Here is a 25,517-nt window from a genome sequence, read left to right on the forward strand (position 1 = left end):
ATACTGGCGCTTAATCTTCGATGGTTTTTTTATAACCTTCGGCATCCATCAGCGACTCGAGTTCAGACTCATCGCTGGCCTTGATTTTGAACAGCCAACCGTCGGTGTAGGGGTCGCTGTTGATCAGTTCCGGTGAACTTTCCAGCTCTTCGTTGACCGCCAAAATTTCGCCACTGATGGGAGCGTAAATATCAGAAGCCGCTTTTACCGATTCGGCAACTGCGCAATCTTCACCACTCTCAACCACGCGGCCCACTTCCGGCAGATCGACAAACACCATGTCACCCAACAGCTCCTGAGCGTGTTCGGTAATCCCTACGGTGTAGGTGCCATCGGCTTCCTGACGCACCCACTCGTGGCTATCTTTGTACTTCAATTCGTTTGGTACATTGCTCATCGCCAAATCTCCTGAAAAAGTTACTGTGCGACCGGTTTACCGGCGCGAACAAAAATTGGTTTGGTGACCTTTACCGGCATTTCACGATTGCGGATTTCCACAATCGCCTGCTCGCCAATTCCGGCTGGCACGCGTGCCAGCGCAATGCTGTATCCCAGCGTCGGTGAGAAGGAGCCACTGGTAATAATACCCTGCTGCGGCTGACCTTGTTCATCGGTGAAACGTACCGGCAGGCCGTTACGCAACACCCCTTTTTCGGTCATGATCAGACCGACCAGTTTTTCTGTTCCGGCAGCGCGCTGAGCTTCCAACGCCTCGCGGCCAATAAAATCACGGTCGGTGGGTTCCCAAACAATGGTCCAGCCCATATTCGCCGCCAGCGGTGAAACGCCCTCGTCCATCTCCTGGCCGTAGAGGTTCATCCCCGCTTCCAGACGCAACGTATCACGCGCCCCCAAACCAGCCGGTTTAACCCCTGCCGCCAACAGGCGCTGCCAGAAATCCGCGGCGGCGTTAGCCGGCATGGCAATTTCGTAACCCGCTTCACCGGTATAACCGGTGGTAGCGATAAACAGATCATCCGCCTGCACACCGAAGAACGGTTTCATGCCCGCGACGGCATCACGTTGCGCGGCACTGAACAGCGACTGCGCTTTCTGCTGCGCATGCGGTCCCTGCACCGCGATCAGTGCTAAATCGTCACGTTCAGTCAGGGTAATGCCATACGGCTGTGCGTGTTCACCAATCCATGCAAGGTCTTTCTCACGCGTGGCTGAGTTCACCACCAGACGGAAGAAGTCCTCGGTCATAAAGTAAACAATCAAATCATCAATGACGCCACCTGATGCATTTAGCATGCCGGTGTACAGTGCTTTACCTGGCTGGGTCAGTTTGGCGACGTCGTTCGCCAGCAGGTAACGCAGAAACTCGCGGGTGCGGGCACCGTGCAGGTCAACGATGGTCATGTGGGAAACATCAAACATGCCGGCATCAGTGCGTACCACATGATGCTCATCCATTTGCGAGCCGTAGTGGAGCGGCATCATCCAGCCGTGAAAATCCACCATACGTGCGCCGCAGGCCTGATGCTGTTCGAATAGAGGCGTTTGCTGAGTCATAACCATCCTGTAGAAACAAGTGAGCGTGACGCGCCTGCGTAGCCGATTGCGGCTGACGCAAACGTTCTCTTTGCGCTGACGTTACCACCGAATGAGGCAATTAACCATAAGCAAAACGAGGGCGAACTTGCGTTGGACGTCAGCAAAACGCCGCACAGAATGCAGGATAATTCACTGGTTTTATGTGATTAACCACGCACAAAATACAACAAGTTAACTTTTATACAGAAAAATAATGTAATCCAGCACTCCTTATGGGCCAATGGCACCGCATAAAAAAATATTTTGCATGAGAAAATGTAATGCGAATTCCGACGTAAAATTAGAATAAATCAAACGAGGCGCAAAAAGGGTGCGGGAATGCATCAGGATGGTGCAAAGGAGGCAATGATCGTAGCGGCGCGATTTATCGCGCCGGTTTTTCATGCATCGCGCACAGAACCGCGCGATAAATCGCGCCGCTACAGGGTGGGGAGATTAGCGCAGCCAGGCGGGGATATCATTCAGCCCCATGGCCTGCTTGAGCATCATCGGTTTGATGCCTGGCAAGGTATCGGCCAGTTTCAAGCCGACATCACGCAGCAATTTCTTGGCCGGATTGCTGCCCGCAAATAATTCACGGAAGCCCTGCATACCCGCCAGCATTAACGCAGCACTGTGCTTGCGACTGCGTTCATAACGGCGCAGATAGAGATGCTGACCAATATCCTTGCCCTGACTGTGCAGGCGGCGAATTTCACCGATCAACTCCGCCGCATCCATAAAGCCGAGATTGACACCCTGGCCTGCCAATGGGTGGATGGTGTGCGCGGCATCGCCGACCAGCGCCAGTCGGTGCGCAGCAAAGTTACGTGCATAACGCGCCATCAGCGGGAAGGTTTTACGTTCGCTCTCGACCTGGCACAGACCCAGGCGCATATCGAACGCAACGGAAAGCTGTTGATTAAACAGCGCTTCGGGCATCGCCTGCAAACGGCTGGCTTCCTGCGGCGACAATGACCAGACTATGGAGCTGAGATGCGGGTCCTGCATCGGCAAAAATGCCAGAATGCCGTCGCCGTGGAACACCTGGCGCGCCACCGCATCATGCGGCAGATCGGTGCGGATATTTGCCACCAGCGCGTGATGATCATAATCCCAGAAAGTGATAGGAATATCGGCCTTATCACGCAACCACGAGTTGGCGCCGTCAGCGGCAATCAATAAACGCGCGCTCATCATGCTGCCGTCCTGGAGCGTGATAAAGGCTTCGTTGTCGCCAAACGCCACCTGCTGCAACTGCGCCGGAGCCAGCAAGGTGATATCGCTGCACTGGCTGGCACGTTGCCACAGCGCGCTGTGAATCACCGGATTTTCAATAATATGGCCGAGATGTGCGAGGCCCTGCTGCTCATCATCGAAACTGATGCTGCCAAAGCTGTCCTGATCCCACACTTCCATGCCGTGATACGCGCTGGCGCGCAGAGCCAGAATCGTTGACCAGACATCCAGTTTTTGCAGCAGGCGTTCGCTGGCGGCATTGATTGCCGAGACGCGAACGGATGGCGCAGCCGCCGGATCAAACTGCGGTTCTGCGGCCTTCTCCAGCACCGCGACGCGTAATCCGCTGCCTTGCAGCCCACAAGCGACGGCCAGTCCGACCATGCCACCGCCAGCGATAGCCACATCAAAAGTTTGCATTGCTGCCCCTTAATTCATGCTTAACGTTTTACCCAGCCGAGCGTTCGCGCGGCAAGGGGGTTTCGCAGCCACGGCAGGTGGTCCATCGCCACCAGCCCAAAATTTCGTCCTGCCACCAGCGGAGCATAACGGTTGGCGAACAACCGCACCAGACCATCGGTGACGCCAATGGTGGCGGTACGGTCCGGTTGGCGTCGTGCGGCAAAATGATGCAGCACCGCATAACTGCCAGGGTCCTGACGCTGGCGCCAGGCGCTGGCGAGATTTTCCGCCAGCGACATCACATCACGCAGGCCGAGGTTAAAGCCCTGCCCGGCAATCGGATGCAGCGTTTGCGCCGCATTGCCAACCAGCGCCAGACGATGCGCCACCTGGCGTTCAGCCGTTTGCAACGCCAGCGGGTAGATTTCGCGCTGACCGGTATGGGTGAAGCGCCCGAGACGCCAGCCAAAGGCTTGTTGCAGCTCACGCAGGAAAGTCGCGTCATCCCACTGCATCAGGGCTTCTCGGTCATCCAGCGGATGACACCATACCAGTGACATGCGATTGCCCGACATCGGTAACAGCGCCAGTGGGCCATGTTCGGTAAAACGCTCAAAGGCGCGCCCCTGATGTGGCAACTGCGTGGTGACATTGGCAATCACCGCCAATTGCTGATAATCCTCACGCTGCCAGTTAATGCCGCAGGAGGCAGCCAGCGGTGAACGCGAACCGTCAGCCGCCACCAACAAAGCACCGTCCAGTTGCTCGCCGCTATCGAGCGTGACCTGCACGTTATCAGCGCTGCGTGACACCGCCGTGACCTGCGCCGGGCAACGTAACGTTACACCCGGCGCCTGTTTCAGACGCTGGAACAGCCGTTGTCCAACATCGAACAACTCCACCACCTGCCCCAACGCCGGCAGCTGATAATCCGCCGCCTGCATCGAGACAAACCCGGTATGGCCACGGTCAGAAACGTGCACCTGGGTGATTGGCGTGCCGCAATCCTGCAATGAACGCCACAGATCGATCTCCGCCAGTTGCTGGCAGGTACCCGCCGCCAGCGCGATGGCACGGCCGTCATACCCCGGATGCGCACGGCTGTCCGGCTCACTGCGCTCAATCAGCGTTACCGGCAGTTTTCCCTGAGTGAGATGGGATAACGCCAGTGCCAGAGTGGCACCGGTCATGCCGCCGCCTGCAATCAGAATGCTCATGCCTGTCGTGCCGCCGCCATTAAGGCTTCAATCGCGTCAGCATCCTTCACCACGCTGTCGGTCAGATTCTCGTTGCCGTCTTCGGTGATGACGATGTCATCTTCGATACGAATACCGATTCCGCGATATTGCGCAGGCACCCTGGCGTCTGGTGCGATATACAGACCAGGCTCAATGGTCAGAACCATGCCGGGTTCGAGGATGCGGTCGCGGCTTGGTGTGCCGTAGTGACCGACATCATGTACATCCAGCCCCAGCCAATGGCTCAAACCGTGCATAAAAAATTGACGGTGGGCCTGCTCGGCCAGCAGGGCATCCACTTCGCCTTCCATCACTCCCAGTTCCACCAGTCCGGTGACCATGATTCGCACCACTTCTTCGTTCACGTCATGGATGCTCACGCCCGGACGGAACAGCTCCAGCGCTTTGTACAGTGACGCCAGCACGATGTCGTAAATGGCACGCTGAGGGACGGTGAACTTGCCGTTAACCGGGAAGGTTCGCGTGATATCGCCCGCGTAGCCCTGGAATTCGCAACCTGCGTCAATCAGTACCAAATCACCATCGCGCATCTCGCACTCATTTTCGGTGTAGTGCAGGATGCAGCCGTTTTCACCCGCTCCGACAATGGTGTTGTAGGAGGGAAAACGTGCGCCGTGACGATTGAACTCATGCTGGATTTCACCTTCAAGCTGATATTCAAACATCCCCGGACGACAGACCTGCATGGCGCGGGTATGGGCCAGTGCGCTGATTTCCCCGGCACGACGCAGGATGGCGATCTCTTCGGGTCCTTTGAACAGGCGCATATCATGCACCCACGGACGCCAGTCGGTGAGGGTATCTGGCGCGCTCAGGTTCTGACGGAAGCCACGACGCAGTTTTTCCAGCGCACTGAACACCAGTTTGTCGGCTTCGGCATACAACCCCTGGGCGTGATACACCACATCCAGACCGTTTAACAGTTGATGCAGTTGTTCGCCAATATCGTCCCACGGCAATGCCCGGTTCACGCCGAGTTTCGCCGGTGCCGCATCCTGGCCCAGACGACGGCCAAACCAGATTTCGGCGGTCAGATCACGCACGCGGTTGAACAACACGCTGTGGTTGTGCGTCTCGTCGCTTTTAATCAACACCAGCAACGCCTGCGGCTCGTTAAAACCGGTGAAATACCAGAAATCGCTGTTCTGACGGAAGGGATACTCGCTGTCGTTACTGCGCGTCACTTCCGGCGCAGCAAAAATCAATGCGGCACTACCGGGCGCCATACGGGCAATCAGCGCCTGACGACGTTGCTGGAAAGTTTCCAGTGTAATCATGTTTGCACTCCCTGTTGAAAAGCGGGCACGGCAGTACCCGGAATGACGCGCTTAGTGTAGCGTGGGCTTCTGTACTTCAGGTGCTGTCGGCGGTCGCGGCTGAGTGAAGGTGTCGTGACACAGCAGCGCGGCAACGCGCACATACTCAATCACCTCTTCGAGTGATTGCTCAAGCTCTTCCTGATCTTCATCTTCGTCGTAGCCCAGTTGAGCGATGGTACGCAGGTCATCAATCGCTTCTCCGGTTTCGCCGGTGACCTTGTCCAGTTTCGGCTGAGTCACACCCAGTCCCAGCAGGAAATGGTTGACCCATCCCGCCAGCGCATCGGCACGGTCAAATACCGTGATGTCATCGTCGTCAGGCAACATCAGTTGAAACAGGAAACCCTCTTCATCCAGAGTGTTGGTCAGGCTTTCATGGAGCGCCTGCAACGGCTGCGACAGGCTTTGTGAAAAGGCCATGCCTTCGTTGGTGAGGTCGTGCACCAGCGTCTTCCAGCTGTTATCCTGGTTACCGCCGCACAGGATGCCGCAAATCAGGCCGTGCATTTCGGCGGGTGTCATTCCCACGCCCTGCTGGGAAAGCGCCGCTGCCAGCGCGTTGTAAGTGGGCGTTGCGTTCTGTAAAGACATAAGCTTTGGTCGTCGTTGGCAGAATAAGTTCGTGTTATGCTACCACCAGGTGCCTCAGGGTTTCCAGAAAAGGGGTTGTAACTTCTCACCCAGGTCTATATAGTTGCGCTCCTCCCAAGCCATTGACTGCTAAGGGAGATGCGGGCGAAGTAATCAGTCAGGAAGGTGGCATGTCTGCACAACCGGTAGATATTCAGATTTTTGGTCGTTCGTTGAGAGTGAATTGTCCGCCTGAACAGCAAGATGCGCTGAATGCGGCAGCTGAGGACCTCAATCAACGGTTGCAAGATTTAAAAGTTCGCACTAGAGTCACAAATACAGAGCAACTGGTGTTCATCGCCGCGTTAAACATCTGCCACGAATTGGCACAAGAGAAAGGTAAGACGCGCGACTACGCAGCCAATATGGAACAACGTATTCGTATGCTGCAACAGACCATTGAACAAGCATTAGTTGAGCAAGGTCGCATAACTGATCGCCAGGGCACAAAGTTTGAATAACACTTCATGGTTATCGTGATACAGTAACGGTGAAGTAAATTTTCTCTGAGATGTTTGCATGCGGGCCAGTCCCCTGAGCCGATATTTCATTACCACAGAATGTGGCGCTCCGTAACTTGTGAGCATGCTCGGTCCGTCCGAGAAGCCTGATAGTTGCGACGACACATTCACCTTGAACCAAGGGTTCAAGGGTTACAGCCTGCGGCGGCATCTCGGAGATCTCCTCTCAGTTCCACTTCTGTTATCCCCCGGTACGCATGATATAGTGGCTGGCAACAGCCGACTTTGCCGGGGATATCATGTCTGAACCCTCATTTCGTGACCGACAAGACATTCGTCAACATGTGCGTCATCTGCGCCGCAACCTCACGGCTGAACAGCAGGAACAAGCCGCCGATTTGCTGGCAGAGCATGCGATAAATTTTGCGCCCATCAGCATTGCCGAACGTATTGCGTTGTTCCTGTCCGTTGATGGGGAGTTGAATACTCGCCCACTCATCGCCAAGCTCTGGCAACAGAAAAAACAGGTTTTCCTGCCGGTGCTGCACCCTTTCGCCCCCGGAAATTTACTGTTCCTGCGCTACACACCCGACACGCCACTCAGCCCGAATAAATTAAGCATCCCGGAACCGCCGCTGGATATCACCCAAATGGTCACCCTTGATCAGCTGGATGTGGTGATGGTGCCATTAGTCGCGTTCGACCAAAGCGGGCAGCGATTGGGTATGGGAGGCGGTTTTTACGATCGCACGCTACAAAACTGGCAGCAGCATGGTTTTCTACCGGTGGGGATTGCACATGACTGTCAGCATGTTGAAACGCTGCCAGTAGCGACCTGGGATGTGCCGTTGCCGGTGGTGATTACACCGTCGAAATTGTGGCAGTGGTAACCGGGTTATTTCGCGATAAATCGCGCCGCTACGATAGCTGTAGCAGCGCGATGTTAAATCAGTACAGCAAGCGCGCGCGAATGGTGCCCGGAATCGCCTTCATCAGTTGCAGCGCTTTATCCGCCACATCCTGCTGTGCATCGATATCGATCACCACGTAGCCCATTAGCGGCGAGGTTTGCAGATACTGGGCGGCAATGTTGATGCCCTGCTCGGCAAAAATCTGGTTGATGGCGGTCAGTACACCCGGACGGTTTTCGTGGATGTGCAACAGGCGACTGGCGCTGGCGGCATGCATCGGCAACGACACTTCCGGGAAGTTAACAGCAGACAGGGTTGAACCGTTGTCAGAATACTTCGCCAACTTGCCAGAGACTTCCAGACCGATGTTTTCCTGCGCTTCCTGCGTCGAACCACCGATATGTGGCGTCAGAATCACGTTATCGAATTCACACAGCGGTGAATTGAACGGATCGCTGTTGGTCGCCGGCTCCACCGGGAACACGTCAATCGCCGCACCCGCCAGATGTTTGTTGGACAAGGCATCGCACAGCGCCGGAATATCAATCACCGTACCGCGTGCGGCGTTAATCAGCAGCGCACCTGGCTTCATCAGCGCCAGTTCAGCGGCACTGATCATATTCTGCGTTGATGGGGTTTCCGGTACGTGCAGGCTGACCACATCACTCATGTTGAGCAGGTCAGACAGGTGACGCACCTGTGTGGCGTTGCCCAGCGGCAGTTTGTTCTCGATATCGTAGAAAAACACATGCATGCCAAGGCTTTCCGCCAGCACACCGAGCTGCATACCGATGTGGCCATAGCCGATGATACCCAGCTTCTTGCCACGAGCTTCATAGGAACCCGCTGCAATTTTATTCCAGATACCGCGGTGCGCTTTGGCGTTCGCTTCCGGGATGCCACGCAGCATCAGCAGCATTTCACCAATCACCAGTTCGGCAACCGAACGGGTGTTGGAGAACGGGGCGTTAAACACCGGCACGCCACGTTTTGCTGCTGCATTCAGGTCAACCTGGTTGGTGCCGATACAGAAGCAGCCAACCGCAACCAGTTTTTCAGCCGCAGCGAAAATCTCTTCGGTCAGTTGGGTACGGGAACGGATACCAATGAAGTGTGCGTCACGAACGGAGGACTTCAGCGTCTCCGCATCCAGTGCACCTTTGTGGAATTCGATGTTGGTGTAACCTGCTGCGCGCAGGTTATCCAGCGCACTCTGATGGACACCTTCCACCAGCAGGAACTTAATCTTGTCTTTTTCCAGTGATAACTCTGCCATTTCCCGACCCTATTCAGAATTCAACGAGGGCTGCCATAAGCCAGCCTTCTGTCAAAATATCAAAAAATTCGTTTGCAGCAAGACAATCGATTGCCTCGACCTCAGCACGCGTCAGCGCTACGGCAGCACAATGCCGTACAAAATCGGGATATGCGTACAGAGCGAAGAATGAACCTGCTGTTGATGACTGTTTTGTGACATAAGTCACCGAATTTCAGCATACGAAGAAAAGATGTTTTGCGTATGGAAATAAGCGGCGCTGCAACAGCGCCGGACAGATCATTTGGTAATGGTTTTTACGCCATCAGCAGTGCCGATCAGCGCGACATCAGCGCCGCGTGCTGCAAAAAGCCCTACCGTCACCACACCAGGCAGCGCATTGATGGCTTTTTCCAGCGCGATCGGATCGAGGATGCGTAGATTGTGCACGTCGAGAATAATGTTGCCGTTATCGGTCACCACGTTCTGACGATATTCTGGCAGGCCGCCCAATTTCACCAGTTCACGCGCCACATAGGAACGCGCCATCGGGATCACTTCAACCGGCAGCGGAAAGTGGCCCAATACATCCACTTCTTTCGAGGCATCGGCAATACAGATAAATTTCTCAGCCACGGCGGAGACAATTTTCTCACGCGTCAGCGCCGCGCCGCCGCCTTTAATCATCTGCATCTGCGGATTGATCTCATCAGCACCGTCGACATATACCGAGAGCGAATCCACTTCATTGAGATCAAACACATGAATGCCGAGGGATTTCAGTTTCTGCGTTGAGGCTTCCGAGCTGGAAACTGCGCCCTCAATTTGATGCTTAATCGAACCTAACGCATCAATAAAATGAGCAGCGGTCGAACCGGTGCCAACGCCAACAATGGTGCCCGGCTGCACATATTGCAGTGCTGCCCAACCTACCGCTTTTTTCAGTTCATCCTGGGTCATGGTATGTTTAAAACCTGTGCGACAACGAGGTGCGCGTAGTATAAAACAAGGCGGCGTAAAAAAGCGCGGCTGTTAAAGGCTTTGTAACTCAGTGCACAAAAACCATCTTTTGATTTTTTGTGGCATAGTACCCTCCATCCTGAACGAGAGAGAACAACAATGAAACGCCCGGATTATCGAACGCTTCAGGCGCTGGATGCTGTGATTCGTGAACGCGGCTTTGAGCGCGCCGCGCAAAAACTTTGTATTACGCAGTCTGCGGTGTCGCAGCGTATTAAACAGCTGGAAAATTTATTCGGTCAGCCACTGCTGGTGCGTACTGTACCGCCGCGCCCGACGGAACAGGGGCAGAAGCTGCTGGCGTTGTTGCATCAGGTGGAACTGCTGGAAGAGGAGTGGCTGGGTGATGAAAACGGTGGCACCACGCCGCTGCTGTTGTCACTGGCGGTCAACGCCGACAGTCTGGCAACCTGGCTGCTGCCCGCATTGAAAGATGTGCTGGCCGATTCCCCGGTGCGCCTCAACATTCAGGTCGAAGACGAAACCCGTACTCAGGAGCGCTTGCGTCGTGGTGAAGTGGTGGGTGCGGTGAGTATTCAGCCACAACCCTTACCGAGCTGTCTGGTTGATCAACTGGGTGCGTTAGATTATCTGTTTGTAGCGTCACCCGAGTTTGCCAATCGCTACTTCCCGAATGGCGTGACACGTTCGGCGCTGCTGAAAGCCCCGGCCATTGCCTTTGATCATCTCGATGATATGCATCAGGCGTTTCTGCAACAGAATTTCGATCTGTCGCCGGGTAGCGTACCCTGCCATATCGTTAACTCGTCGGAAGCCTTCGTCCAGCTGGCTCGTCAGGGGTCGACCTGCTGTATGATCCCGCATTTGCAGATTGAACGTGAACTGGCGAATGGTGAGTTGGTAGATTTGACGCCCGGCTTATACCAGCGCCGGATGCTGTACTGGCATCGCTTTGCCCCGGAAAGCCGTCTGATGCGTCGCGTCACCGATGCATTAATTGCCCACGGCCACCGCGTATTGCGTCAGGATGATTTAGCGGCCTGACAGCAGCACGAATTCGTAGCGGCGCGATTTATCACGCACAGGATTGCGCGATAAATCGCGCCGCTACGGAAACATCACGGTGTATTCGGTTTGATATCGAATACCACATCCACCTGATCGTCAAAGTGAATGGTCTGCTGCTCGTAGGTTTGCTGCGCTGAGGTATCCGCCTCTGGTGCCGCCGCTTTGAACATGCGAGCCATCGGCATCGGCTGATAGTTGGCTACGTGATAGCGGATGCTATACACCGGACCAAGTTTCGCATTGAAACCTTCCGCCAGTGCTGATGCCTGCTGAGTTGCATTGGCGATAGCCGCTTTACGCGCCTGATCCTTATAGGTCTGCGGATTTGCCACGCCGAGATCGACAGCACGAATCTCGTTCAACCCGGTTTTCAACGCCCCATCCAGCAGTTCATTCAGCTTCTCCAGCTGACGCAGCGTCACCTGTACCTGGCGTACTGCGCGGTAGCCTTTCAGTACCGATTTCCCCTCTTTGGTGTAATCGTACTCCGGCTGGGTGCTGAGGTTAGCAGCATCGATATCTTTCTTCTCGATGCCATTTTTTTGCAGAAAATCAAAATATTGTGCAACACGGCTATCGGCCTGCTTTTTTGCATCCGCCGCGTCTTTCGATGAAACATTCACCACAATCGAGAGCGTAGCAATATCCGGACGTGCCTCGACACTTGCCTGCCCTGAAGTCACCACATGCGGCCCATTCGGCAGCTCGTCGGCCTGAACCATCGCAGGCAATGCGCCCGCGCTCATTACGGCGGCCAGCGCCAGTGCTTTGAGTTTCACGAAAGTCCTCCTTGAAGATTCAATTCTGAGGTCGCCACTATGGCGAAGCCTGCTACACATTACCATGCGTGATGGTCTGAGTTTTGATTCAACGAAAAGTTCGGGCACTCTGCTGTTTTATCGTCTCCGTGATCACAAAATAATCACCCTGTATTCGCTGAATTTGCCTACCAGTGTTTCTATTAAAGAGACACTCTGACCTCCGGGAGCGTTCCACGATGACAGAGCAACCAATAGCCCAACCCCACGTTTGTGTCCGTGCCGGGCGCACACGCTTTCTGATGCTTGGCCTGGTGTTTATCAACATCATTATTAATTACATGGACCGTACCAACCTGTCGGTCGCCGCCACGACAATGGCCGGTGAATTACGCTTCACGCCGCTGGAGATGGGGTTAATTTTCTCTGCCTTTGGCTGGATTTATGCCGCCTTACAGATCCCCGGCGGTTTCCTGATCGATCGTCTGGGCGCGCGGCTGGTGTATGGCGTCGGGCTGTTTGTCTGGTCGATGGTGACGGCGCTACACGCCTTTGCCGGTAGCTTTCTCGCGCTGTTTGGCCTGCGTCTGGGCGTCGGTGCCTTTGAAGCCCCGGTGATGCCCGCCAACAACCGGGTGATCTCCAGTTGGTTCCCGGAACAGGAGCGCGCCAGCGCCATCGGTATTTACTCTTCGGCGCAGTTTGTCGGTTTAGCCTGCATGACCCCGCTGCTGTTTCATGTGCAGGATGCGTTTGGCTGGCGCGGCTTGTTTCTGATTACCGGTGTCGCAGGCATGATTTGGGCGCTGGTGTGGTATCTCCTCTACCGCGAACCAGGCGATCACAAAGGGGTTTCCCAGGCAGAACTGAATTATCTGCGCAGCAATGGCGCGCTACTGGGTGACCGCCAGAGCGCTCAACCACCACGCGCGCGCTGGCAGGATCTGGCGCAGATGTTCCGCAGTCGCAAGCTGGTTGGCATCTACATTGGTCAGTTCACCATTTCGGCTACCTTCTGGTTCTTCCTCACCTGGTTCCCGACCTACCTGGTGGAATATCGTCATATGGCGTTTATTAAGAGCGGCTATGTGGCGTCACTGCCCTACTTCGCCGCCTTTTGCGGCGTGCTGCTGGCGGGCTTTGCCTCGGACCGCATGATACGTCGGGGCGTTTCGGCCAGTGTTGCTCGCAAACTACCGGTAATCCTCGGATTATCGCTGACCTTATTTATTCTCGGGGCCAATTACACGGACAACTCCGCGCTGATCATCCTGTTTATGTCTGTCGCCTTCTTTGGCAACGGTCTCGCGACCATTACCTGGGTGTTTGTTACCGCGCTGGCACCGCGCCATTTAATCGGGCTGGCCGGTGGCGTATTTAACTTCACCGGCGCGCTCTCCTCCATTGTGGTGCCGATCGCCATTGGCGCATTAATCGATGGCGACAATTTCGCGCCAGCGCTGGCGTTTATCGCCATGCTGGCCGCTATCGGCATCGCCAGTTACGTGTTTATCGTCGGGAAAATCGACCATGTTAGCGCGCAATGATCATGTGCTGCGCCAGCGCCTGCAACTGCGCCAGACGCTGCTGGAGATGTGCCTCATCCGCCAGCCAGATTTTGGCGAACGCCAGGGCCGCGCGATTGTTATTAATCGGCAGTGCCATGCTGATTTCGCCATCGTCACGATGCCAGATGAGGGTGTCCTGCGTGCGTTTACGCGCCAGCAGCGGGGCAATCTGCGCCCACTGATCGTCGGTGAAACGTGGCCGCAAGGCTTCATCGCTCTCCGCCGCCAGCAGCGATACGCCGATCACCGACTGCCAGGCGGGCAACATATGGTAGCCCGCCAGCGCCTGGCTGGTGCTGGTGCGCTCGCCCGGTTCCGAGTGCCAGATATAGATCACCTGGTCCTCCCACAGCACGCCCAGCGCCACCACGATATCGCGTGGCGCATTGGCTTCCAGTTGTGGCAGCGCCTGGGCAAACAGCGACGATCCGCGAATCGCCTGTGCTGCCAGCGCATGTACCCCAGGTCCGGGCAGATAGCGGCGATGCTCATCCTGCATCGTCAGACCAATCGAGGCCATAGTCATCAGCAGGCGGTTAACCCGCGTGCTGTTCATCCCCATCTGGCGCGCCAGTTCGCGACAGCCAACGGCTTTATCACTGGAAACCAGATATTGCAGGCAGCGAATACCGTCAATCAGGCTTTGATTGGGTTGAGAAGACATACATCACCCTGTGGCGGTCAAAAATTTAATCTTAGCGTCAGAGTTACAGGAATGAAATGATGCAAATTTTCTCCTCTCAGGATAGCCGCCAATTTCCCCTGCAACCTTTGCAAGCGGATGTGTTGGTGGCCGGTGGTGGTTTGGCCGGTGTCTGCGCCGCGCTGGCCGCAGCGCGTGATGGTGTGACAGTGGTACTGATTCAGGATCGCCCGGTGCTGGGCGGCAATGCCTCCAGCGAAGTTCGTCTGTGGGCCAACGGTGCCACCTCGCACATGGGTAACAATAATCGCTGGGCGCGCGAAGGTGGCATCATGGGCGAGATCATGGAGGAGAACCTGTGGCGCAACAAAGAAGGCAATCCGGTGTTGTTTGATCTGGTGCTGCTGGATCTCGTCCAGGCACAGCGCGGCCTGACGCTGCTGCTGAACACCACAGTGACCGGAATAGAAAAATCAGGTCGCCAGTTACAGGCGGTGCATGCCTTTAACGCCATCAACCAGACGCGCTATCACGTTAGCGCCCGACAATTTATCGATGCCAGTGGGGACGGGGTATTGGGTTATCTGGCAGGTGCCGCGCATCGGGTCGGTGCGGAATCGGTGGAGGAATTCGGTGAGAAAATGGCTCCCGGCGAGCATTTTGGCCACAAACTCGGTCACTCTATCTACTTCTACACCAAACGCAGCGCTGAGCCTGTGCGTTTTATCCCGCCAGGCTTTGCCCTGAAGGATATCCAGGCCATTCCACGCTATAAACGCCTGACCTCTGAACTGAACGGTTGCGACTTGTGGTGGCTGGAATGGGGAGGACGGCTCGATACGGTGCATGAGAGCGAAACCATCAAATGGGAGCTGTGGAAAATCGTCTGGGGCGTGTGGGATTACATCAAGAATTCCGGCGAGTTTCCCGATGCGGAAAACCTGACTATCGAATGGGTTGGCCTGATCCCCGGCAAACGTGAAAGCCGCCGCTTTCTCGGTGACACGCTGCTATGTCAGCAGGATATCGTGGAACAACGCGATCATTATGACGCCGTGGCTTATGGCGGTTGGTCGATTGACCTGCATCCCGCTGATGGCGTCTACAGCGAACATGATGGCTGCCGCCAGTTTCACAGCAAAGGCACCTACACCATCCCATTCCGCGCCTTGTACAGCCAGTCGCTGGATAACCTGCTGCTGACCGGCAGGTTGATCTCCGCCACCCATGTGGCGTTCGGTAGCGCACGCGTGATGTGTACCTGCGGCGTACTCGGTGAGGTGGTGGGACGTGCAGCGGCGATCTGCCAGCAGCAGCATCTCACCCCAGGCGAGCTTTCCACTCCTGAACGAATCGGACAGCTTCAGCAGCATCTGCTGCGCCAGGGCGCTTACATTCCGCGCCAGCGGCTGTTTAGCCCGTCCGGCGCAGTGAAGGTACACGTCAGCAGCACGCTTCAGCTCAGTTCCCTGCCTGCTGATGGTGGCTGGCAGCCCCTGAAATCACGTTGCGCGCTGCTGCTGCCCTTGAAAGCCGGAGAACGTTTTCCCGCCCTGAAAGTGTCGATGCGGGCGGCTGCACAACAGTCGCTACAGGTGTCGCTGCTGACCAGTGAAAACCCGGCCAATACTTGTGGCGACCGTCATCTGGCCAGTCAGACGATCTGCGTCAACGATCAAGGGGAATACCGGCTGGATTTTGCCTGGCGCGCCGACTGCGATCGTTACCTGATGATTGCCTTTGCCGAGAATCCGGCGATTGAGATCGCCCTGACCAACCAGCGGCTGCCGGGCATCATGATGGTGTTTAACAGCCTGAATCCACGGGTGGCAAAACGCACTCGCCAGATTAATGATGGCGATTATGGTGTCGATGAATTTGATTTCTGGCTACCACGCCGCGCACCACACCAGGTTCTCATCGCCTTCTCCCTTGAGGCTCCGTTGCAACTGTGGCATCGCGACGCGCTACTGAACGGTAAGCTGCGCCCGGAAAGTCATACTAACTGTTGGGTTCCGGCATCAGACGACAGTGCGCCGGTGGTGAGCTGGCAATGGTCACAGCCCCAGCAGGCCAGCCAACTCACCCTGTTGTTTGATAATGATTTTGACCATGCAATGGAGACGGTGCAGATGGGGCATGCGCAGGCCGTAACGCCGCATTGCACCACCCATTACCGCGTATGGCTGGATGAGATGTTGCTGGCTGAGGTGAACGATAACCATCATTCACTCTGCCATCATGCATTGCCGCAGGGCGTGAGTTTTCGGCAAATACGCCTTGAACTGCTTGCCACGGCGGGCGCTCTGCCCGCACTTTACGGTTTGCATCTGCATCACCAGTTGGCGATACCCTGACGCGCCAGCTGGAAAGCAATCACCCACATCACCGTGCCTACCAGCAAATTGATAATACGTTGCGCACGCACGGTGCGCAGTCGGGGCGATAACCATGCGGCCATCAGCGCCAGACCAAAGAACCAGATGATCGAGGCGCTGACGCTGCCGAGGGCAAACCAACGGCGTGCGGCTTCAGACGGCAACTGACCACCGAGGCTCCCCAACACCACAAAGGTATCGATATAAACATGGGGGTTGAGCCAGGTCACCGCCAATAGGGTGGCGATAATGCGCCAGCGTCCCTGCTTTATCATCTCTGCCGATGTCAGCGAGACATCCCCCTGCCAGGCATTGCGCAATGCACTCCAGCCATACCAGCTCAGAAAGACCACGCCGGTCCAGGTGATAAGCATCAGCAGCACTGGCGACTGATTAAGCAAAGCGCTGCCGCCGAAGATACCGCCACAAATCAAAGCAATGTCACTCAGGGTGCAGAGTGCCGCCGTCATCAAATGATAATGGCGTTTTATGCCCTGGCTCATCACGAAGGCGTTTTGCGGCCCTAACGGCAGAATGAGCGAAGCCCCAAGAGCAAGTCCTTGTAAATAAACAGATAACACGGGAATTTTTCCATCAACATGGGTGATGGCGTGAAGTATAAAGGCGTGAAATTATTAGAGGAAATGGAAAAAATTAATGGGTCATTAGTAAAAGCGATTACGTAGCGGTGCGATTTATCGCGCCGCTACGCTTGAGAGGATTACTCGGTGCGTTCAGCCACCGCTGCTTCGTTTTTCACCGGATGGAAATGTACATCCATCTGCGGATAAGGGATGCCAATCCCATGCGCGTCCAGCGTGCGCTTGTAGTTTTTCAGCAGGTCCCAGTAGACGTTTTGCAGGTCGCTGCTCTTGCTCCAGCAACGCACAACGAAGTTGAGCGACGAGGCAGCCAGTTCGTTCAGGCCAATCTGGATACCCAGGTCCTTCAGCACGCGCTCGTCCGCTTCGGTCACTTCTTTCAGTAAGCTGATAACCTGATCCACATCCGCATCATAGGCCACGCCGATAATAAATTCGTTACGGCGAATCGGTTCACGAGAGTAGTTAACGATATTACCGGCAATGATTTTGCCGTTCGGCACCACCACGATTTTGCCATCGGCGCTTTTCAGGGTGGTGGAGAAGATCTGCACGTTCTGTACGGTACCCGTCACGCCACCAAGATCAACGAACTCGCCGGTACGGAACGGACGGAAGGTCACCAGCAGCACGCCAGCTGCGAGGTTGGAGAGCGACCCCTGCAATGCCAGACCCACGGCCAGACCTGCGGCACCCAGAACGGCGATCACTGAGGCGGTCTGCACCCCCACGCGTCCGAGCGCGGCGATAATGGTAAAGGCGATAATGCCGTAGCGCACCAGCGCTGACAGGAAATCTGCCACGGTAGCATCAATATGACGCGCCACCAGCACCCGATTGATGGCATTCGAAATGATGCGCGCCACAATCATCCCGATGATGATGATGGCAATCGCCGCCACAATATTTACGACATAGCTCAGGATCAGTTCCTGATTGCGTACCAGCCATCCACCCGCGTTGTTAATGCCGTCAACGACATTTAAATCTTCCATTTGTTAGCCCTGTTGTTGAGTTTCCCGCAGGAAAGAACAAAAACTGCCAGAATGAATCCGACACTCCCGCGTACAAGGGTAAACAATAATGGGGGCCAGCGCCAAAGATGGTCAGAATTTACTGAATAATCCGAAAATAATGCATAAAAAAAGGCCCTTTCGGGCCTTTTTTGTACTGTAAGGGAAAATTACAGTACGTCGATCGCGTTAAGCTCTTTGAACGCCTGTTCCAGGCGAACCACCATGGATGCCTGAGCAGAGCGCAGCCATACGCGCGGATCGTAGTATTTTTTGTTCGGGCTATCTACGCCGTTCGGGTTACCGAGCTGGCCTTGCAGATAGTCTTCGTTCTTTTTGTAGTACTGCAGGATACCGTCCCAGGTCGCCCATTGGGTGTCGGTATCGATGTTCATCTTGATCACGCCGTAGCTGATTGACTCTTCGATTTCCGCAGCAGAAGAACCGGAACCACCGTGGAATACGAAATCCAGCGAGTTGTGCGGCAGGTTGTGTTTCTTAGAAACATATTCCTGAGAATCACGCAGGATGGTCGGGGTCAGCTTAACGTTACCCGGCTTGTACACGCCGTGAACGTTACCGAAAGATGCCGCAATGGTGAAACGCGGGCTGATTTTGCTCAGTTCGGTGTACGCGTAATCCACGTCTTCCGGCTGGGTGTACAGGGCAGAAGCGTCCATGTGGCTGTTGTCCACACCATCTTCTTCGCCGCCGGTGCAGCCCAGTTCGATTTCCAGCGTCATACCCAGTTTCGCCATACGGGTCAGATATTTGCTGGAGATCTCGATGTTTTCATGCAGTGACTCTTCAGACAGGTCAATCATGTGAGAAGAGAACAGCGGCTTACCGGTTTTGGCGAAGTGTGCTTCACCCGCGTCCAGCAGACCGTCGATCCACGGCAGCAGTTTTTTCGCGCAGTGGTCAGTGTGCAGGATAACCGGCACGCCATACAGCTCAGCCATCAGGTGCACATGGTGCGCACCGGCGATAGCACCGGCAATCGCCGCGCCCTGAGGTTTGTCGGTTTTATAACCTTTACCCGCGATGAAAGCAGCACCACCATTGGAGAACTGAACGATGACCGGCGATTTCACTTTCGCTGCCGCTTCCAGTACTGCGTTGATGGAATCTGTGCCGACGCAGTTTACTGCTGGCAGGGCGAATTTGTTCTCTTTCGCCACTTTGAAGATTTTCTGAACGTCATCACCAGTGACAACGCCGGGTTTTACGAAATCAAAAATTTTAGACATGGTTGTGTCCTGTTTCGTTTACCGTTCATCCCCGAATCGAGGGGGACTGGATTTTATGCCCCATAGCGTCAGGGCAAGTCTTCAGGCGACGCCAAAGCGCCGCCCCCAAAAGATTACTGCTTCGCGCGCTCTTCCAGCATGGCTACGGCTGGCAGTTTTTTACCTTCCACGAATTCGAGGAATGCGCCGCCACCGGTAGAGATGTAGGAGATCTTGTCTTCGATACCGAACAGATCAATGGCTGCCAGGGTGTCACCACCGCCTGCGACAGAGAACGCTTCGCTGTCAGCGATCGCGTTAGCAACGATTTCGGTGCCTTTACGGAAGTTCGGGAACTCGAACACGCCAACCGGACCGTTCCACAGGATGGTTTTTGCGTCTTTCAGCAGTTTTGCCATCGCCTGTGCGGTTTCATCACCGAAGTCCATAATTTCTTCGTTATCCGCCACTTCGGAAACCTTTTTCACGGTTGCCGGTGCGGTTTCAGAGAATTCTGTGCCTACGCGGGAGTCGGTCGGAACCGGGATACCGTACTGGTCACGCAGACCTTTGGCCGCTTCCACGAAGTCTGGCTCGTACAGGGATTTACCGACGTTGTTGTCGATAGCCACGAAGGTGTTAGCGATACCACCGCCGACGATCACGGTGTCAGCGATCTTCACCAGCGATTGCAGCACGTCGAATTTGGTAGAGACTTTAGAACCACCGACAACCGCCACCAGCGGACGCTGCGGGTTGCTCATCACTTTGCCCAGCGCTTCCAGCTCAGCAGAGAGCAGCGGACCGGCACAGGCGATCGGTGCGAATTTACCTACGCCGTGAGTTGATGCCTGCGCACGGTGCGCAGTACCGAAGGCATCCATCACAAACACGTCGCACAGCGCGGCGTATTTTTTGGACAGCGCTTCGTCGTCTTTCTTCTCGCCTTTGTTGAAGCGTACGTTTTCCAACACCACCAGCTCACCCGCACCGACTTCAACGCCGTCGAGGTAATCTTTAGCCAGGGTAACTGTGGTGCCGTTCAGCTTGTCTTTCAGATAGTTAACAACCGGCAGCAGGGAGAACTCTTCGTTGTATTCACCTTCGGTCGGACGACCCAGGTGAGAGGTAACCATCACTTTCGCGCCCTGTTTCAACGCCGCTTCGATGGTGGGCAGAGAAGCACGGATACGTGCATCAGACGTCACTTTCCCTTCTTTCACTGGTACGTTGAGATCGGCACGGATCAGAACACGTTTTCCAGCAAGATCCAGATCGGTCATCTTAATTACAGACATGGTGAACCCTCTCGTTGATTCTCATAAGTTTTGCCAGACGCAGACCGCGTCTTACCTGAAACCGCTTGCGGCCATTGCTAACGTTGTGTCGAGCATGCGGTTAGCAAAGCCCCATTCGTTGTCACACCAAACCAGGGTTTTGATAAGGTGGTGACCGCTGACCCGCGTTTGCGTGCCATCCACAATGGCACTGTGCGGATCATGGTTAAAATCTACTGAGACTAACGGTAATTCCGTATAGTCAACTATACCACGAAATGCCCCTTCTGATGCGTTTTGCAGCAAGGCATTGACCTCACATGCCTTCACCGCCTGGCGTACCGAAACGCTCAAATCAATGGCCGTAACATTGATGGTTGGCACACGCACCGCGATAGCTTCGAAGCGATCGTTAAATTTCGGAAAAATGCGCGTTATACCCGCCGCCAGCCGCGTATCCACCGGAATGATCGATTGGCTGGCTGCACGGGTACGGCGGAGATCGCTGTGATAAGCGTCGATCACCTGTTGATCGTGCATCGCCGAGTGGATGGTGGTCACGGTGCCTGACTCAATGCCAAAGGCGTCATCCAACAACTTTATCACCGGAATAATGCAGTTGGTGGTGCAGGATGCGTTGGAGACAATGCGGTCAGTTTGTTTAAGAGCCTGTTCGTTCACGCCGAACACTACGGTGGCATCCAGATCGTTACCGCCCGGATGCGAGAACAACACCTTCTTCGCGCCCGCCTGCAAATGGGCTTCGCCATCCGCACGGCTGCCGTAAACACCGGTACAATCCAGCACGATATCGACATTCAGCTCCTGCCACGGCAGGGTGGCGATATCGGCCTGATGCAGGATACGGATAGTATCGTCACCGACAAATAGCAGGTCGCGTTCCTGGCGCACGTCAAAGGCAAAACGTCCGTGGCTGGTATCGTACTTCAGCAGATGCGCCATACCGACGGCTTCCGCCAGTTCGTTAATCGCCACCACGGTGATTTCCGCTCTGCGGCCTGTTTCATACAACGCACGCAGCACATTACGCCCGATACGACCAAAACCATTTATAGCTATGCGAACGGTCATCTTTCCTTCAACCACACCTGAAAAAACGTGCCGATAGCCTGAGCGTTTCACACCCTTTTGTACAGGGAATTCTTGTCGACTGCCTGTGGTTGTCAGCGGGTTCTACGCCACAACTGAAACGGTTCAGCTAGGATAAAGCAAGGAAGGAATAACAGGAATGATTGTGATCAACTGCGCTGCTGATTATTGGATCTACGTCACAAAATAAGCCAATTTAAGATTATTACTGGAGGAATAATGAGGTAATGCTTGCCCGAATTCGTAGCGGCGCGATTTATCGCGCAATTCCGTGCGCGATGTCGGAAAACCCCGCGCGATAAATCGCGCCGCTACGGGAATCCAAACGGGCGGCCATCAGGCCGCCCAAAAGCATTACAGAATCGATTTCGCGGTTGCGACCACATTGGCAACGGTGAAACCAAACTCTTCGAACAGTTTCTCTGCCGGGGCTGATTCACCAAAGCTGGTCATACCGACGATTGCACCGTTCAGGCCGGTGTACTTGAACCAGTAATCGGCGATACCCGCTTCGATAGCCACACGCGCAGCCACTGCTTTCGGCAGTACAGATTCACGGTAAGCCGCATCCTGTTTGTCGAACGCATCGGTGGACGGCATGGAAACCACGCGCACTTTACGGCCTTCGGTGGTCAGCTGGTCGTAAGCACCGACCGCCAGTTCCACTTCTGAACCGGTGGCGATCAGGATCAGTTCCGGCTGACCGGCACAGTCCTTCAGCACATAACCACCGCGTGCCACGTTTGCCAGCTGCTCAGCGCTACGATCCTGCTGCGCCAGGTTCTGACGGGAGAAGATCAGCGCGCTCGGGCCATCTTTACGCTCGATGGCGTATTTCCACGCCACCGCAGATTCCACCTGGTCACACGGACGCCACAGGCTCATGTTCGGGGTGGTGCGCAGGCTCGCCATCTGCTCAACCGGCTGGTGCGTCGGGCCGTCTTCGCCCAGACCGATGGAGTCGTGAGTGTAGACCATGATTTGACGGATCTTCATCAGCGCCGCCATACGTGCCGCGTTACGCGCGTATTCCACAAACATCAGGAAGGTGGCGGTGTACGGCAGGAAACCGCCGTGCAGGGCGATACCGTTGGCAATCGCGGTCATACCGAATTCGCGCACGCCGTAGTGGATGTAGTTACCGGCCGCATCTTCGTTGATCGGTTTAGAACCGGACCACATGGTCAGGTTGCTCGGTGCCAGGTCAGCTGAACCGCCGAGGTATTCCGGCAGGATTTTGCCGAAGGCTTCGATGGCATTCTGCGACGCTTTACGGCTGGCGATTTTCGCCGGATTGGCCTGCAACTGCTCAACAAATTTCTGCGACTCTTCAGCCCAGTTGGCCGGCAGTTCGTTGTTCATGCGACGTTTGAATTCGGCAGCCAGTTCCGGGTGCGCAGCAGCGTAGGCCGCGAATTTCTCGTCCCATGCGGCTTCTTTCGCTTTGCCCGCTTCTTTGGCATCCCACTGAGCGTAGATGTCTGCCGGGATCTCGAACGGCGCGTAGTCCCAGCCCAGCTGTTTGCGGGTCAGCGCCACTTCGGCGTCGCCCAGCGGTGCGCCGTGGGAGTCGTGGGTACCGGCTTTGTTCGGGGAACCGAAACCGATGATAGTTTTGCACATCAGCAGGGATGGCTTGTCAGTAACGGCTTTGGCTTCTTCCACCGCTTTTTTGATGGCGTCGGCATCGTGACCGTCCACGCCGCGCACCACATGCCAGCCGTAGGCTTCAAAGCGTTTTGCGGTGTCGTCGGTGAACCAGCCATCGACGTGACCGTCGATGGAGATGCCGTTGTCGTCATAGAAGGCAACCAGTTTGCCCAGCTTCAGCGTACCGGCGATGGAGCACACCTCGTGTGAGATACCTTCCATCATGCAGCCGTCGCCCATAAACACGTAAGTGTTGTGGTCCACGATGTCGTGGCCCGGACGGTTGAACTGCGCAGCCAGTGTGCGTTCGGCAATCGCAAAGCCGACGGCGTTAGCGATACCCTGACCCAGCGGGCCGGTGGTGGTTTCGACGCCTGCGGTGTAGCCGTATTCCGGGTGACCTGGAGTTTTGGAATGCAGCTGACGGAAGTTCTGCAACTCGCTCATCGGCAGATCGTAGCCGGTAAGGTGCAGCAGGCTGTAAATCAGCATCGAACCGTGACCGTTAGACAGCACAAAGCGGTCGCGCGCCGCCCATTGCGGGTTGGTCGGGTTGTGGTTCAGGAAGTCACGCCACAGCACTTCGGCAATGTCCGCCATGCCCATCGGCGCACCAGGGTGTCCCGATTTGGCTTTCTGTACTGCATCCATACTTAACGCGCGAATGGCGTTGGCAAGCTCTTTACGAGAGGGCATTTTCTACTCCAGGTCGGATTAATACTTCGCCACTCCTAACTTATTGTAATTAATCAGCTATCAGGCGAAGCAAGGAAAAAGTCGCACATCAATGTACATGAAAAACGGGGCAAAAGTACATGCTACGGGGTGCTAAATCTGGTGGTCAGAGGTTGCAATTCAGCTGCTGTCTGCTATCCAGCGAAGCGCCTGTAGGCTATAAACAAAGCGTTTAAACACCGGCATCAAGTTCAGGTGTTTGTTTTTACTACCTTGTTACTCTGAGGATTCTGGAATGAAGATCCAACCGACGATCATTGCCTTTGGGATAGCTGCCTTGTTGAGCGGCTGTGAAGGATTCGACAACAATGCGTTGCTGCAATCCGGCGCGCAGGCGTATCAGGCTTATGCGTTAAGTGACGACCAGGTGAAGCAGTTGAGCGATCAATCTTGTGCGCAGATGGATAAGGAAAATCAGCTCGCCCCGGCGAACAGCGAGTACCAGCAACGCCTGGATAAAATCGGCGCAGCGCTGGGTGACAACATCAACGGTGTGCCAGCTAACTATAAGGTCTATCTGACCAAAGATGTGAATGCCTGGGCGATGGCGAATGGCTGCATCCGCGTCTACAGCGGCCTGATGGATATGATGACCGATAACGAGGTCGAGGGGGTGCTGGGTCATGAGATGGGCCATGTCGCCCTGGGCCATACGCGTAAAGCAATGCAGGTAGCCTTCGCGACCACGGCGGCGCGTACCGCGGCAACCTCAATGGGTGGGGTCATTGGTTCGTTATCCCAATCGCAACTGGGGGAACTGGGCGAGAAGCTGGTGAATGCGCAGTTCTCACAAACGCAGGAATCAGAAGCGGATGATTATTCGTATGATTTGCTGAAGAAACGCGGCATCAATCCAATGGGGCTGGCGACCAGCTTCGAAAAGTTGGCGCAACTGGAACAGGGGCGTCAAAGCTCGATGTTTGATTCACACCCCGATTCCGAAGCGCGCGCGCAGCATATTCGCGATCGCATTGCCGCCGACGGGAAATAATGCACCGTAGCGGCGCGATTTATCGCGCAATTCCATGCATCGTGCCGGAAAAGACGCGCGATAAATCGCGCCGCTACGGGAACCAGCCTAACGCTTGAACAGCTGATCGACCATCGACCCCAAATCCAACTGATTATCATGCAAACTCTGATCATCCAGTTGCCCCTGCGGCGACATTTTATCAATCAGTTGCGGCAGCAGCAGCGCCAGAGTGCCGGACGCGCCCTGTACATCGGTACCGAGCTTATCCGCCAGTGATTGTAACTCCGGCTGACCAAACGCCGACTGCATATCGCCACTGTCCACCGGCTGATTGTTGCCGGTGCCAATCCACGAACCCAGTACGTCGCCCAGCCCACCCTGCTGGAACTTATGCAGCAGTGCTTCAATACCGCCCTGCTCCTGCACCCAGCTCCAGATAGCCTGCAACTGGCCCAGCTGATTGCCCTGCCCCTGGCCGCCTTCTAACGATCCGACTAAATCATCCAGTAAGCCCATCATG

General features: G+C 55.4%; 23 protein-coding genes and 1 other RNA gene. 7 read left to right on the plus strand and 17 right to left on the minus strand.

The window, feature by feature from the left end:
• Positions 1-10: 10 nt before the first annotated feature.
• From gcvH to AC6I8N_RS16325, 6 genes are all read right to left on the minus strand, one after another.
• A complete protein-coding gene (gcvH, locus tag AC6I8N_RS16300) occupies positions 11-397 on the minus strand; it encodes a glycine cleavage system protein GcvH (protein WP_208723680.1) in 387 nt (128 codons plus the stop codon).
• A gap of 20 nt (positions 398-417) precedes the next feature.
• Complete coding sequence (gene gcvT / locus AC6I8N_RS16305; RefSeq protein WP_208723679.1) at positions 418-1,515, minus strand: glycine cleavage system aminomethyltransferase GcvT; 1,098 nt, start codon at positions 1,513-1,515, stop codon at positions 418-420.
• A 477-nt stretch (positions 1,516-1,992) separates the two neighbouring features.
• Positions 1,993-3,195, minus strand: a complete 1,203-nt coding sequence (gene ubiI, locus AC6I8N_RS16310; protein ID WP_208723678.1) for an FAD-dependent 2-octaprenylphenol hydroxylase — start codon at positions 3,193-3,195, stop codon at positions 1,993-1,995.
• A 20-nt stretch (positions 3,196-3,215) separates the two neighbouring features.
• Positions 3,216-4,394, minus strand: coding sequence for a 2-octaprenyl-6-methoxyphenyl hydroxylase (ubiH, locus tag AC6I8N_RS16315; RefSeq protein ID WP_497829474.1), 1,179 nt, complete (start codon positions 4,392-4,394; stop codon positions 3,216-3,218).
• Complete coding sequence (gene pepP / locus AC6I8N_RS16320; RefSeq protein WP_497829475.1) at positions 4,391-5,713, minus strand: Xaa-Pro aminopeptidase; 1,323 nt, start codon at positions 5,711-5,713, stop codon at positions 4,391-4,393. Before pepP ends, ubiH begins: the two co-directional genes overlap by 4 nt.
• Before the next feature lie 51 nt (positions 5,714-5,764).
• Complete coding sequence (locus AC6I8N_RS16325) at positions 5,765-6,346, minus strand: YecA/YgfB family protein (protein WP_013510337.1); 582 nt, start codon at positions 6,344-6,346, stop codon at positions 5,765-5,767.
• A gap of 170 nt (positions 6,347-6,516) precedes the next feature.
• Between AC6I8N_RS16325 and zapA the strand changes: the two genes are divergently transcribed.
• The 3 genes from zapA (at position 6,517) to AC6I8N_RS16340 (ending at position 7,736) form a co-directional block, all read left to right on the plus strand.
• Positions 6,517-6,846, plus strand: coding sequence for a cell division protein ZapA (gene zapA, locus AC6I8N_RS16330; protein WP_013510338.1), 330 nt, complete (start codon positions 6,517-6,519; stop codon positions 6,844-6,846).
• Between the two features lie 39 nt (positions 6,847-6,885).
• Positions 6,886-7,069, plus strand: a non-coding RNA gene (gene ssrS / locus AC6I8N_RS16335) — 6S RNA.
• Positions 7,070-7,145: 76 nt separating this feature from the next.
• Positions 7,146-7,736, plus strand: a complete 591-nt coding sequence (locus AC6I8N_RS16340) for a 5-formyltetrahydrofolate cyclo-ligase (RefSeq protein ID WP_497829476.1) — start codon at positions 7,146-7,148, stop codon at positions 7,734-7,736.
• Positions 7,737-7,794: 58 nt separating this feature from the next.
• Here AC6I8N_RS16340 and serA read toward each other — a convergent pair whose 3' ends face one another.
• Entirely contained in the window at positions 7,795-9,033 is a 1,239-nt protein-coding gene (gene serA / locus AC6I8N_RS16345) for a phosphoglycerate dehydrogenase (protein WP_208723675.1), read from the minus strand.
• Positions 9,034-9,312: 279 nt separating this feature from the next.
• Positions 9,313-9,972 (minus strand): ribose-5-phosphate isomerase RpiA, encoded by a 660-nt coding sequence (gene rpiA, locus AC6I8N_RS16350; protein ID WP_021184632.1) that lies wholly within the window; start codon positions 9,970-9,972, stop codon positions 9,313-9,315.
• A 159-nt stretch (positions 9,973-10,131) separates the two neighbouring features.
• Here rpiA and AC6I8N_RS16355 point away from each other — a divergent pair, with 159 nt between their 5' ends.
• The gene (locus AC6I8N_RS16355) at positions 10,132-11,037 is read left to right on the plus strand and encodes a LysR family transcriptional regulator ArgP (RefSeq protein ID WP_013510342.1); all 906 of its coding nucleotides are present in this window, start codon (positions 10,132-10,134) and stop codon (positions 11,035-11,037) included.
• A gap of 74 nt (positions 11,038-11,111) precedes the next feature.
• Here AC6I8N_RS16355 and AC6I8N_RS16360 read toward each other — a convergent pair whose 3' ends face one another.
• Positions 11,112-11,840 (minus strand): oxidative stress defense protein, encoded by a 729-nt coding sequence (locus AC6I8N_RS16360; RefSeq protein ID WP_021184633.1) that lies wholly within the window; start codon positions 11,838-11,840, stop codon positions 11,112-11,114.
• Positions 11,841-12,058: 218 nt separating this feature from the next.
• Between AC6I8N_RS16360 and AC6I8N_RS16365 the strand changes: the two genes are divergently transcribed.
• Positions 12,059-13,366, plus strand: a complete 1,308-nt coding sequence (locus tag AC6I8N_RS16365; RefSeq protein ID WP_497829477.1) for an MFS transporter — start codon at positions 12,059-12,061, stop codon at positions 13,364-13,366.
• Here the strand turns inward: AC6I8N_RS16365 and AC6I8N_RS16370 are convergent.
• A complete protein-coding gene (locus AC6I8N_RS16370) occupies positions 13,353-14,051 on the minus strand; it encodes an IclR family transcriptional regulator (protein WP_497829478.1) in 699 nt (232 codons plus the stop codon). The genes AC6I8N_RS16365 and AC6I8N_RS16370 overlap by 14 nt on opposite strands.
• A gap of 59 nt (positions 14,052-14,110) precedes the next feature.
• On the opposite strand from AC6I8N_RS16370, the gene AC6I8N_RS16375 reads away from it, so the two are divergent.
• The gene (locus AC6I8N_RS16375) at positions 14,111-16,387 is read left to right on the plus strand and encodes an FAD-dependent oxidoreductase (RefSeq protein ID WP_497830703.1); all 2,277 of its coding nucleotides are present in this window, start codon (positions 14,111-14,113) and stop codon (positions 16,385-16,387) included.
• Here AC6I8N_RS16375 and argO read toward each other — a convergent pair.
• The 6 genes from argO to tkt form a co-directional block, all read right to left on the minus strand.
• Entirely contained in the window at positions 16,366-16,989 is a 624-nt protein-coding gene (argO, locus tag AC6I8N_RS16380; protein WP_497829479.1) for an arginine exporter ArgO, read from the minus strand. The two genes, AC6I8N_RS16375 and argO, sit on opposite strands and share 22 nt — an antisense overlap.
• A 140-nt stretch (positions 16,990-17,129) precedes the next feature.
• Entirely contained in the window at positions 17,130-18,005 is an 876-nt protein-coding gene (gene mscS, locus AC6I8N_RS16385) for a small-conductance mechanosensitive channel MscS (RefSeq protein WP_021184639.1), read from the minus strand.
• 188 nt (positions 18,006-18,193) lie between these two features.
• Positions 18,194-19,273, minus strand: coding sequence for a class II fructose-bisphosphate aldolase (gene fbaA / locus AC6I8N_RS16390; RefSeq protein WP_021184640.1), 1,080 nt, complete (start codon positions 19,271-19,273; stop codon positions 18,194-18,196).
• Between the two features lie 113 nt (positions 19,274-19,386).
• Entirely contained in the window at positions 19,387-20,550 is a 1,164-nt protein-coding gene (pgk, locus tag AC6I8N_RS16395) for a phosphoglycerate kinase (protein ID WP_021184641.1), read from the minus strand.
• Between the two features lie 51 nt (positions 20,551-20,601).
• Positions 20,602-21,621: an erythrose-4-phosphate dehydrogenase gene (epd, locus tag AC6I8N_RS16400; protein WP_021184642.1), complete on the minus strand. Its 1,020-nt coding sequence runs from the start codon at positions 21,619-21,621 to the stop codon at positions 20,602-20,604.
• A gap of 372 nt (positions 21,622-21,993) precedes the next feature.
• The gene (gene tkt / locus AC6I8N_RS16405) at positions 21,994-23,985 is read right to left on the minus strand and encodes a transketolase (RefSeq protein ID WP_013510352.1); all 1,992 of its coding nucleotides are present in this window, start codon (positions 23,983-23,985) and stop codon (positions 21,994-21,996) included.
• Positions 23,986-24,259: 274 nt separating this feature from the next.
• On the opposite strand from tkt, the gene loiP reads away from it, so the two are divergent.
• Positions 24,260-25,015 (plus strand): metalloprotease LoiP, encoded by a 756-nt coding sequence (loiP, locus tag AC6I8N_RS16410; protein ID WP_497829480.1) that lies wholly within the window; start codon positions 24,260-24,262, stop codon positions 25,013-25,015.
• An 87-nt stretch (positions 25,016-25,102) separates the two neighbouring features.
• Here the strand turns inward: loiP and AC6I8N_RS16415 are convergent, their stop codons facing one another.
• A complete protein-coding gene (locus tag AC6I8N_RS16415) occupies positions 25,103-25,513 on the minus strand; it encodes a YidB family protein (RefSeq protein ID WP_208725549.1) in 411 nt (136 codons plus the stop codon).
• Positions 25,514-25,517 lie beyond the last annotated feature (4 nt).

The organism is Pantoea sp. X-Soil-TKNS-1279, assembly GCF_059730565.1.

Bases quoted from the DNA above. Each gene is read 5' to 3' on its own strand.
- AC6I8N_RS16355 (WP_013510342.1), top strand. From the start codon at position 10,132: ATGAAACGCCCGGATTATCGAACGCTTCAGGCGCTGGATGCTGTGATT.
- AC6I8N_RS16365 (WP_497829477.1), top strand. From the start codon at position 12,059: ATGACAGAGCAACCAATAGCCCAACCCCACGTTTGTGTCCGTGCCGGG.
- pgk (WP_021184641.1), bottom strand. From the start codon at position 20,550: ATGTCTGTAATTAAGATGACCGATCTGGATCTTGCTGGAAAACGTGTT.
- serA (WP_208723675.1), bottom strand. From the start codon at position 9,033: ATGGCAGAGTTATCACTGGAAAAAGACAAGATTAAGTTCCTGCTGGTG.
- AC6I8N_RS16370 (WP_497829478.1), bottom strand. From the start codon at position 14,051: ATGTCTTCTCAACCCAATCAAAGCCTGATTGACGGTATTCGCTGCCTG.
- ubiH (WP_497829474.1), bottom strand. From the start codon at position 4,394: ATGAGCATTCTGATTGCAGGCGGCGGCATGACCGGTGCCACTCTGGCA.
- rpiA (WP_021184632.1), bottom strand. From the start codon at position 9,972: ATGACCCAGGATGAACTGAAAAAAGCGGTAGGTTGGGCAGCACTGCAA.
- gcvH (WP_208723680.1), bottom strand. From the start codon at position 397: ATGAGCAATGTACCAAACGAATTGAAGTACAAAGATAGCCACGAGTGG.
- ubiI (WP_208723678.1), bottom strand. From the start codon at position 3,195: ATGCAAACTTTTGATGTGGCTATCGCTGGCGGTGGCATGGTCGGACTG.
- gcvT (WP_208723679.1), bottom strand. From the start codon at position 1,515: ATGACTCAGCAAACGCCTCTATTCGAACAGCATCAGGCCTGCGGCGCA.
- tkt (WP_013510352.1), bottom strand. From the start codon at position 23,985: ATGCCCTCTCGTAAAGAGCTTGCCAACGCCATTCGCGCGTTAAGTATG.
- epd (WP_021184642.1), bottom strand. From the start codon at position 21,621: ATGACCGTTCGCATAGCTATAAATGGTTTTGGTCGTATCGGGCGTAAT.
- pepP (WP_497829475.1), bottom strand. From the start codon at position 5,713: ATGATTACACTGGAAACTTTCCAGCAACGTCGTCAGGCGCTGATTGCC.
- AC6I8N_RS16415 (WP_208725549.1), bottom strand. From the start codon at position 25,513: ATGGGCTTACTGGATGATTTAGTCGGATCGTTAGAAGGCGGCCAGGGG.
- zapA (WP_013510338.1), top strand. From the start codon at position 6,517: ATGTCTGCACAACCGGTAGATATTCAGATTTTTGGTCGTTCGTTGAGA.
- fbaA (WP_021184640.1), bottom strand. From the start codon at position 19,273: ATGTCTAAAATTTTTGATTTCGTAAAACCCGGCGTTGTCACTGGTGAT.
- AC6I8N_RS16340 (WP_497829476.1), top strand. From the start codon at position 7,146: ATGTCTGAACCCTCATTTCGTGACCGACAAGACATTCGTCAACATGTG.
- AC6I8N_RS16325 (WP_013510337.1), bottom strand. From the start codon at position 6,346: ATGTCTTTACAGAACGCAACGCCCACTTACAACGCGCTGGCAGCGGCG.
- loiP (WP_497829480.1), top strand. From the start codon at position 24,260: ATGAAGATCCAACCGACGATCATTGCCTTTGGGATAGCTGCCTTGTTG.
- AC6I8N_RS16375 (WP_497830703.1), top strand. From the start codon at position 14,111: ATGCAAATTTTCTCCTCTCAGGATAGCCGCCAATTTCCCCTGCAACCT.
- mscS (WP_021184639.1), bottom strand. From the start codon at position 18,005: ATGGAAGATTTAAATGTCGTTGACGGCATTAACAACGCGGGTGGATGG.